The organism is Actinomadura barringtoniae, from assembly GCF_017573505.1.
Taxonomy (GTDB): domain Bacteria; phylum Actinomycetota; class Actinomycetes; order Streptosporangiales; family Streptosporangiaceae; genus Spirillospora; species Spirillospora barringtoniae.
Genome location: NZ_JAGEOJ010000014.1, coordinates 347,692 through 356,165 on the forward strand (window position 1 = coordinate 347,692; position 8,474 = coordinate 356,165).

General features: G+C 71.2%; 8 protein-coding genes. 4 read left to right on the forward strand and 4 right to left on the reverse strand.

Features of this window, described 5'->3' with window-relative positions; all coding sequences use genetic code 11:
• Window positions 1-22: 22 nt before the first annotated feature.
• The 3 genes from J4573_RS33130 to J4573_RS33140 all read left to right on the forward strand — a co-directional run bounded on the left by J4573_RS33130 (window position 23) and on the right by J4573_RS33140 (window position 5,080).
• Window positions 23-3,013, forward strand: a complete 2,991-nt coding sequence (locus J4573_RS33130) for a lectin-like domain-containing protein (RefSeq protein WP_208259856.1) — start codon at window positions 23-25, stop codon at window positions 3,011-3,013.
• A 246-nt stretch (window positions 3,014-3,259) separates the two neighbouring features.
• Window positions 3,260-4,327, forward strand: coding sequence for a glutamine synthetase (glnII, locus tag J4573_RS33135; RefSeq protein ID WP_243773906.1), 1,068 nt, complete (start codon window positions 3,260-3,262; stop codon window positions 4,325-4,327).
• A gap of 192 nt (window positions 4,328-4,519) precedes the next feature.
• Window positions 4,520-5,080: a hypothetical protein gene (locus J4573_RS33140; protein WP_208259857.1), complete on the forward strand. Its 561-nt coding sequence runs from the start codon at window positions 4,520-4,522 to the stop codon at window positions 5,078-5,080.
• A gap of 16 nt (window positions 5,081-5,096) precedes the next feature.
• Here J4573_RS33140 and J4573_RS56330 read toward each other — a convergent pair whose 3' ends face one another.
• Window positions 5,097-5,591 carry an ArsR/SmtB family transcription factor gene (locus J4573_RS56330; protein ID WP_208259858.1) on the reverse strand — a complete coding sequence of 165 codons (495 nt, stop codon included), beginning with the start codon at window positions 5,589-5,591 and terminating at the stop codon, window positions 5,097-5,099.
• Between the two features lie 151 nt (window positions 5,592-5,742).
• Here J4573_RS56330 and J4573_RS33150 point away from each other — a divergent pair, with 151 nt between their 5' ends.
• A complete protein-coding gene (locus tag J4573_RS33150; protein WP_208259859.1) occupies window positions 5,743-6,378 on the forward strand; it encodes a DUF6069 family protein in 636 nt (211 codons plus the stop codon).
• 8 nt (window positions 6,379-6,386) lie between these two features.
• On the opposite strand, the gene J4573_RS33155 is transcribed toward J4573_RS33150, so the two are convergent.
• The 3 genes from J4573_RS33155 to J4573_RS33165 all read right to left on the reverse strand — a co-directional run bounded on the left by J4573_RS33155 (window position 6,387) and on the right by J4573_RS33165 (window position 8,195).
• Complete coding sequence (locus tag J4573_RS33155; protein ID WP_208259860.1) at window positions 6,387-7,232, reverse strand: hypothetical protein; 846 nt, start codon at window positions 7,230-7,232, stop codon at window positions 6,387-6,389.
• A 122-nt stretch (window positions 7,233-7,354) separates the two neighbouring features.
• A complete protein-coding gene (locus tag J4573_RS33160) occupies window positions 7,355-7,807 on the reverse strand; it encodes a universal stress protein (protein WP_208259861.1) in 453 nt (150 codons plus the stop codon).
• 100 nt (window positions 7,808-7,907) lie between these two features.
• Window positions 7,908-8,195 carry a hypothetical protein gene (locus tag J4573_RS33165; protein WP_208259862.1) on the reverse strand — a complete coding sequence of 96 codons (288 nt, stop codon included), beginning with the start codon at window positions 8,193-8,195 and terminating at the stop codon, window positions 7,908-7,910.
• Between the last annotated feature and the right edge of the window lie 279 nt (window positions 8,196-8,474).

Below are 8,474 nucleotides of genomic sequence, written 5' to 3' on the forward strand. Positions count from 1 at the left end.
GCCCCGGATTCGGGGGAGAAACATGAGACTTGTGAACACTGGCGCGCGCAGACGCGTGCGCCGCCGCGCGCGCCGCGGGGCGGCGGCGGGGCTGGCCGCGACCTTGGCGGCCTTCACCGGCCTGACGGTCGTCGCGGTGCCGCCCGCGTCGGCCGGCCCGCTGCTTTCGGAGACCTTCGCGGGCACCCGCACGCCCTCGGGGGTCTGGACGATGGTGAGCCCGAAGGGCGCCCACACGCCGTGTCTGACGGCGGCGACCAAGATGGTCGAGGGGTCCCTGCCCGCCTGCAACGACGTCCTGTCGGCCAGGCGCAAGGCCGATGCCGCGGGCAAGGGCGCGTACCAGCTCACCGACTCGTCCAAGCAGGACGCGGGCGGCGTGGTGCTGAACGAGCCCATCGACTCGACGGCGGGCCTGCACCTGGAGTTCGACCAGTTCCAGTACAAGACCACCACCAAGCGCGGCGCCGACGGCATCTCGTTCTTCCTGATCGACGGCGCGTCGGAGAAGAACGACATCGGCGACTCGGGCGGCTGGCTCGGTTACCGCAACCTCGACGACGCGTTCGTCGGGGTGGGCTTCGACCAGTACGGCAACTTCTCCAACCCCAAGATCTGGGGCAAGGGCGACAAGGGGCCGGGTGCCAAGCCCAACAGCGTGGTCGTCCGCGGCTCGGAGGCGTCGCACTTCCAGTACGTGAAGGGCGTTCCCTCGCCCGGCCCGCTCGGGGTGGACAAGGCGACCTCGCGCGACAAGGCCCGCCGTACGGTCTCGATCGACCTCAGCACCGCCGGGTTCATGAACGTCGGGATCGACTTCCACGACGGCAAGGGCTCGCAGCGCGTGCTGTCGGCCATCAACCTGAACAAGATCGAAGGCCAGGGCAGCCTGCCCAGCAAGATCAAGCTCGGGTTCGCCGCGTCGACCGGTGACTCCACCAACGTTCACGAGATCCAGAACTTCAAGGCCACGACCCTGGACCCGGATCTCAGCGTGGCGCTGTCGCCGGTCAAGGGCGGCAAGGCGACCGCGACGGTCAGCAACGCGCCGGCCGCCGGGCCCACGAACGGGCCGGTGACCGTGGACGTCCCGGTCCCGCCGGGCATGAAGGTCACCGACGTGGCCGGGGACGGCTGGAGCTGCAAGCCGGCCGACACCAAGGTCACCTGCACGCGGCCTGGCACCGGCAAGGACCAGCTCAAGCCGGGTGCCGCCTACCCGCCGATCGACCTGACGTTTCAGGCGACGGGCGACAAGGAGACCACCGGGCCGGTGACGGCGACGGTCGGGACGCCCGGCGACTCCAACCCGGGCAACAACACCTCGCCGCCGGTGAACATCACCGCCCCGGCGGGGGAGAACCCGCTGCCCAAGGGGCCGGACCTGTCGACCGTGGTCACGCCCGGGGACAACGAGATCACCGCGACGGTGTCCAACCGCGAGGGCGCGGCTCCGACCACCGGGCCGACCACCGTGGACGTGCCGATCCCCAGCGGGGTCAAGGTGACCTCGGTGACCGGTGAGGGCTGGAAGTGCACCACCGGAACGACCAAGGTCAGCTGCGTCCGGGCGGACCCGCTGCAGCCGGGTGACGCGTTCCAGCCGGTGATCGTGGGCCTGGAGTCCGCCACCGGCAAGCCCGTCACGGTGCCGGTCAAGGCGACCGCGACCACGCCGGGCGACACCGACCCGTCCAACAACACCAGCGAGCCGACCGACTTGACCGTCGCGCCGCCCGCGGCCAAGGGCCCGGACCTCAGCATGGCGCTCACGCCGCACGGCGACCAGGTGACGGCCGTGGTCTCGAACGCGCCGACCGCGGGCGCCACCGACAACACCGTGACCGCCAAGGTCACCCTGCCGAACGGCGCCAAGGTCACCTCGGCGAGCGGGCAGGGCTGGGAGTGCGGCATCACCGGCGACACGGCGGTCTGCACGCGTTCCGGCACCGGTGACGACGCGCTCCAGCCGGGCGCCTCGTACCCGCCGGTCACCGTGGTCGGCGAGTCGGCGAACGGCACGCCCGTCAGCGGCAAGGCCGAGGGTTCGACGGCGACGCCGAACGACGTCGACAACGGCAACGACACCGCGAAGCCGGTGGACCTGACGTTCCCCGGCCTGCCGCCGAATCTGAACGTCAAGCTCGACGGCCAGGGCAACTTCGTGCCGGGCGGCACCGGAACGGTCACCGCGACCGTCTCCAACGCCGACAACGCCGGCCCGACCGACAAGCAGGTCTCGGTGACGGTCCCGGTGCCCGCGGGCATGACGGTCGTCGGCACCACCGGCCAGGGCTGGGCCTGCAAGACCGGGCAGGACGCGGTGACCTGCGTCCGGCCGGGCACCGGCGCCGACGCGCTGAAGCCGGGCGCCTCGTACCCGCCGGTCACGGTGAAGCTCAAGGGCGACGCCAACATGCCCGGTACGACGCGGGCCACCGCCTCGGTGACCACGCCGGACGAGGGCGACCCCAGCGACAACACGGCGCCGCCGCTGACGCTGCCCAAGCCCGGGCTGCAGGTGGAGATGGCCATCAACCCGAACCCGTACCAGCCGGGCGGCCACCTCACCTACACGATCAAGGTGACCAACTCCGGTCCCGACACCGTGACCGACGCCCAGGTGGGCGCGGCCGTGGCGCAGGTCTGGAAGGACGTCCCCTGGACGTGCAAGGCGACCGCGGGCAGCTCCTGCCCGGGCGAGAAGGGCAAGGGCGACATCGACGCCACCGTCACGGTGGGCCCGGGCGGTTCGGTGGTCTTCACCGCCGACTGCGTCCTGCCCGCCGGGGTGAAGGTGCCGCTGAAGGGCTCGGCGACCGTCACGGCGGCGTCCGACGCCAACTGCGCCGGCGGCTGCACGGTCGAGGCGACGGCCCTGCCGGGCGCGGAGCTCACCGTGCACGAGCCGACCCTGGAGATCGAGGAGACGCCGACCGACGAGGCGACTCCGGGCGATGACCCGGCCCTGACGCCGGTCGACGAGCCCACGCCGGGGGAACGCCGGCCATAGCCGAGCGTTCGTGACGAGACGGCCGTGACGAAGGGACGGCCGTAAGGAAGGGATGGACATCACACCAGGTGGGGCGGGGGCCGCGGGCCCCCGCCCCACCTGTCGCTCCTTGGCCGGCGAGGGCCGATCGGGGCCGGAAAAGGTCCGGTGTGACCGGTCTCTCATCGATATCAGGCCAGGTCAGGCCCCGTTTAACATGGCGTTCACATTTGGGCAACAGGTCCGAAATGGCCGGTTGCGAGTCTCATGGAGGCCGAAACCCACCCGGAACGGCTGCGATGGAAGGGACAGACGTTGACCTACAAGGCCGAGTACATCTGGATCGACGGCACCGAGCCCAGCGCGCGACTCCGCTCCAAGACCAGGGTCCTGGCGGACGGCGCGGAGCTCCCGGACTGGGGTTTCGACGGTTCCAGCACCAACCAGGCGCCCGGTGACAACTCCGACTGCGTGCTCAAGCCGGTCTTCTCCTGTCCCGACCCGATCCGCGGCGGCGACAACAAGCTGGTGCTCTGCGAGGTCTACCTCGTCGACGGCACCCCGCACCCGACCAACAACCGGGCCAGGCTGCTGCCGATCGCCGAGCAGTTCGCCGACCAGGACTCCTGGTTCGGCATCGAGCAGGAGTACACCTTCTTCCAGGAGGGCCGCCCGCTCGGCTTCCCGGCCGTGGGCTTCCCCGCCCCGCAGGGCCCGTACTACTGCGGCGTCGGCGCCGACGAGGTGTTCGGCCGCGACATCGTCGAGAAGCACCTGGACGCCTGTATCGACGCCGGCCTGAAGATCTCCGGCATCAACGCCGAGGTCATGCCCGGCCAGTGGGAGTTCCAGATCGGCCCGGCCGGGCCGATCGAGGTCGCCGACCACCTGTGGGTGGCCCGCTGGCTGCTCTACCGCATCGCCGAGGACTTCGAGGTCGCCGCCACCCTGGACGCCAAGCCGGCCAAGGGCGACTGGAACGGCGCGGGCGCGCACACCAACTTCTCCACCAAGGCCATGCGCGAGAGCTACGACGCCATCATCACCGCCTGCGAGGCGCTCGGCGGCGAGGGCAAGGTCGACGAGCACATCGCCGGTTACGGGCACGGCATCGAGGAGCGCCTCACCGGCGACCACGAGACCGCCCCGCACGACGTCTACAGCTACGGCGTGTCCGACCGCGGCGCCTCGGTGCGCATCCCGTGGCAGGTCGAGGTCGAGAAGAAGGGCTACATCGAGGACCGTCGCCCGAACGCCAACATCGACCCCTACAACGTCACCCGCCTGCTGGTGAACACCTGCTGCACGGCGCTGGAGAAGGCCGGCCAGGTCTGACCGGGCGCGGCCAGGGGTTCATCGAGCCCGGCCGAGGGTCTCGTACGGCCGCATGAGACAGAGGGGATGCCCGGGGCGGGGCGCTTCCGGGGATCCCCTCTTCCATTGCTTTGCTCGTCACGGTGTGTAATCACAGGATTGCGCGGAGACATCTCACGCCGTGACGGGAGATGTCGTACTCAATCTCGGGGGATGAGCATGGCCGTCAAGGGATGGCAGAAGGCCGCGATCGTCGCGGGCATGGGCGTCGGATCCATCGTGGGCGTGGGAGTCACGTCCATGTCCATGGCCGGCGCCACCGTCGTACAGGCGCACGGCTCGTACGGGCAGGCTTCGTACGGGCAGGCCTCGTACGCGCAGGCCTCGCACGCGCAGGCCGCCCGGCCCGCGCAGGACCTGCCGGTGGGCTATTACATCGATGGAAGCACGCTCTACAACTACGAGAAGAAGCCGGTCAAGCTCCCGCCGGGATGGATGATCAAGGCGGGCGTCATCCTCGACCCGCACGGCGTGGAGGCCAAGGTCGTCCTCAAGACCAGCAAGGCGACCACCACGAGCCCGATCCCGATCACCAAGGTCAAGAACCCGCAGTGCATGGGGCTGCACAACAAGGGCGGGCTGGACGGGATGATCAACACGATCGTCGCCAGCGCCCTCTGCCTGGGCGACAAGGTCACCAAGGACTCGCTGCACTTCGCCGCGACCGCCACGGACGCGGTCGTCGGCCCGAACGGCCTGCTGATGCTCGGCTAGCCGGGCGGTCCGGCGCCTAACCGGACGTGCTCCGGCGCGCCTCGGTGACGTCGAACGCGGCGCTGGTCAGGGCCAGCACGGGGAAGATGACCCGTGGGGGCATCCGGTAGACGGCACGTTCCGTCTGCTCGATCAGCCCGGCCCCGGCCAGCGCCTTCAGATGGTGGTAGAGCTGCCCGGTCGAGTTGAGGCCCAGCTCCGACTGCAGCTCGGTCACCGTACGCGGGCCGGTCAGCAGCAGCCGCAGCACCTCGAACCGCGCGGGGTGCCCAGCGGCCTGCAGTACGGCGGTCAGCGGCGCCGCGGGCACGGCGAGCAGGGCGGCGGGCGTGCGGGCCACGTCCCAGGCCCATTCGTAACCGCCCAGCCGGGCCTCACCGCCGTACCGTACGAGCCCCGAATCGTCCTCGCCCTGCTCGGGCGCGGACGTGTCCTGGGAGTCGGGAAGACGCGCCTCGAGCTCGGCCACGCGGGACTCGAGCGCCTTCAGGCGTTCCTCGGTACTGGCCACCGGCCGAGCCTATCGGGAATTCCGTAATTGCAGAATCCGAGCTCAGCGCTCAGTGATCAAATGACCGCAAATTGTTGAGCTCGGTGGAGTCCGCCCGGACATCACCGGGTACGACAGACATGATCGCTTCGGGGGAGGGGGTGTCGCGAGCATGGCATTCGAGTCGTTCGAACCGTTCTCTGAGGGTCTGCCCGGAAGGGGACAGGACGAGCAGCGGGTCTCGCGGCCGAGGACGAGGCCGTACCAGCGGTCCTTCCGCTGCCGCTCGACCCTGGTCCAGCGCCGCCCCGCCGCGGCCCCGATGACCCGGTTCGAGGAGTTCATGACGCTCCACGAGTCGATGTCGGGACGGCCCGAGGTCGACCTGCGGCGGCTGTGGTGGTCCGGTCTCGGCGCCGCCCTGGTCGCGGCCGCGATGACGTTCACCGGGGTCATGGTGATGCGCGGCGTGTTCGGCATCCAGGTCCCGATCGGCGGCGGGGATCTCGCCCCGCACGTGGCCGGCGCCACCTACGCGGTGTGCGCGGTCGCGGCGACGCTCCAGGCCACCGCGCTGCTGCACGTCCTGATAGCCGTGGCCGCACGGCCCGTACGCGCCTTCGCCTGGATCGGCGGGATGGCCGTGCTGATCGTGACGCTGCTGCCGCTGACCCTGCAGGGCCCGATCGACGCGGCGCTCGCCACGGCGGCGATCAACCTGGCGGGCGGAGCCGTGATCGTCGGGCTCCTCAGCTCGGTGGCGAACTCGGCGCTGCGCTGGCCGCCCGACGACGCCTTCCCGTTCTGACCAAAGCTCTACGAGTGCCCGACCGTGATGGTGAGCGGCGCCGGGGCCTTGCTGGAGCTGACCTTCACGTGCCGGAGCCGCCGCCAGACCTGCGTCTCGGCGGGGCGGTCGGGGGCCATGAGCCGCAGCTCTCGGTGCAGGCCCGAGAAGCCGAGGATGAGGAACGCGTCCCAGGCGCCGCGCGGCAGCGGATCGTCGATGAGCGCCCGCGTCATGGGGATGTCGGCCTTGTAGGCGAGGCCGGTCTGCTTCGACTCCAGCATGGCGATCACCTCGTACACCCTGCCGGTGGCCTGCTCACGCAGCGTCAGCGTCGCCGAGACCGGCATCGCCGAGTCGTGGAAGTCCAGGTGGCCGGTGATCTCCAGCTCCTCGTCGCTCTCCTTCCAGACGACCGCGTCGGCGCCGGTGGACCCGGCGGTGTGCGGCTCCCCGCCGACGTCGATCGCCAGGGTGCCGTGCACGCTGAAGTAGACGGTCACGGTGGTGGAGTCGCGCAGGAAGTGCCGCTGAGGGGACACGTCGATGGACGTGGAGCGGTCCCGGCCCAGCGGGACCAGCACGCTCTCGCCCTCGTACCGTACGGCCAGGTCGAGGTCCCACAGGCCGCGCGGCAGCGGGCCGCCGTCGGCGACCGAGTTCACCTTGATGTGCGCGTCGAACCACAGGTCGAGCGGGTCGTCGCCCGGTTCCAGTTGCTTGGTCGGGGCGGCGAACTCGCGATCGCCGTCCCGCTCGCGCAGTAGCACCTCCAGCGACGGTTCGCCGGGCAGTGCGGGATCGCGCTTGATCCAGCCGATGACCCGTACGGCCGACTCGGCCCAGGCGACCTCGGCGAGGAAAGGTTCACGCACGGCTGCCCCCGAAATCGTCGCACGCGGTCTGTTGCTCGCGGTCTGTCACTTCGAGGGTTCCCCCGTTCCGCCCTTACGGAACGTCAAGGGACAGGCTCAGGGGACAGGCTCAGGGGACAGGCTCAGGGGACTACGGTGACCGGCCAGCGCCCGGCGCGGACCAGCCGGACCGCGACCGAGCCGATCAGCCGGTGCCCGGCCTGTGCCGAGGCGCCCACGACGACCGCGTCGGCACGGTTCTCGTCGGCGACCCGGCTCAGCACCGAGTAGGCGTCGCCGACCTCGCTGACGAACTCGTACCGGACGGCCTCCATCCCGGATGCCCGCTGCTCGATCTCGGCCCGCAGCTCCGCCGCGACCTCCTCGCCGGCCTCGCGCATGACCGCGGCCCCGCCCGGGGTGAGGGTGGAGATCGCCGCGACCGGGGACACGTAGACCACGATGAGCCGCGCATCGCTGCGGCGGGCCAGCCCCCAGGCGTACGCGCCCGCGTGCAGGGACGTCTCCGAGCCGTCCACCCCGACCACGATCACCTTCGGACCGTCGATGCCGTACTCGAACGGTTCGCCGCTCATCTGATCACCACCCGGGACCAGGGTAAGGCCCCGGGCCGGGCCGCGCGGGCGGCGGGTGCTAGCGTGATCAATTGATTGCGATACGTGATGATTCGGGGGTTCACGTGCGTACACTCGGCCGTTTCCTGGCGCTCGCCGCGGGGGTGGCGATGATGATGAGCGCCTTCCTGCCGTGGCTCGGCGGGATGAAGCCGTACCGGCTGCCGGTGCGGTTCCTGTTCACCGGCATGCCGTCGGGGGAGCTCGCCCGGCTCGCCGACCAGTCCAGCCCGTTCATCCGCTCGGCGGGGTTCGCGCTGGTGGTCCTCGGCGGGATCGTCGTGCTCGGCGCCCTGGCGGGCAGCCGGGGCCTGGTGTGGCTGGGCTCGATCGTCGGCGTGGCCGGCATCGCCCTGCTCTACATCCAGGTCCTGGTGGCCTACGACCGGGTCCCGGGCAACCAGTACGGCGCCTCGATCGGGCAGGCCGGCGTCCTGGTCGGCGTGGTCGCGGGCTTCCTGATCCGCAAGAGGTCCGCCGACCGCAAGCCCCTGCCCCCGCCCACCCCGCCCCCCCCCCCCCCCCCCCCCCCCCCCCCCCCCCCCCCCCCCCCCCCCCCCCCCCCACCCCCCCCCCCCCCCCCCCCCCCCCCCCCCCCCCCCCCCCCCCCCCCCCCCCCCCCCCCCCC